The organism is Shigella sp. FC1567 (assembly GCF_001743015.1).
Taxonomy (GTDB): Bacteria; Pseudomonadota; Gammaproteobacteria; order Enterobacterales; family Enterobacteriaceae; genus Escherichia; species Escherichia coli.
Genome location: NZ_MIIV01000364.1, coordinates 1 through 631, shown reverse-complemented (window position 1 = coordinate 631; position 631 = coordinate 1). Strand labels below are relative to the sequence as shown.

Here is a 631-nt window from a genome sequence, read left to right as displayed (position 1 = left end):
ACACTGGAGCGTCTTCTGAGCCTGCTGTCGGCCTTTGAGGTCGTGGTATGGATGACGGATGGCTGGCCGCTGTATGAATCACGCCTGAAGGGAAAGCTGCACGTTATCAGCAAGTGTTACACTCAGCGCATTGAGCGACATAATCTGAATCTGAGACAACATCTGGCAAGGCTGGGACGGAAGTCACTGTCGTTCTCAAAATCGGTGGAGCTGCATGACAAGGTCATCGGGCATTATCTGAACATAAAACACTATCAGTAAGTTGGAGTCATTACCGAAATCCTCTATATCTTCCCAACTTTCTGCACCAGAAATAACGGCAAAAATAGTCAATAGTAGGATGCCTGACAATTTATGCTCTACTTTCCAGGCTTATCTGTAATCGGGAATAACAGAAATATGTTCCATCAATTTTTTAAGTTCCATTTGTTCACCTTATTTATGTAAGGAGTATTTGATCATGTATAAGCAATGAAAAACAGCTTCAGATAATAAGGAATATAGACTGGCCCCCTGAATCTCCAGACAACCAGTATCACTTAAATAAGTGATAGTCTTAATACTAGTTTTTAGACTAGTCATTGGAGTACAGATGATTGATGTCTTAGGGCCGGAGAAACGCAGACGGCGT

At 42.5% G+C, this 631-nt stretch carries 1 protein-coding gene and 1 pseudogene; one reads left to right on the top strand and one right to left on the bottom strand.

Features of this window, described 5'->3' with window-relative positions:
* A partial coding sequence (locus BHE85_RS17855) for an IS1 family transposase (RefSeq protein WP_216080650.1) occupies positions 1-261 on the top strand: 261 nt, incomplete at its 5' end.
* Between the two features lie 12 nt (positions 262-273).
* Here BHE85_RS17855 and BHE85_RS17850 read toward each other — a convergent pair.
* A pseudogene (locus tag BHE85_RS17850) lies at positions 274-426 on the bottom strand (transposase family protein); the annotation flags it as partial.
* Positions 427-631 lie beyond the last annotated feature (205 nt).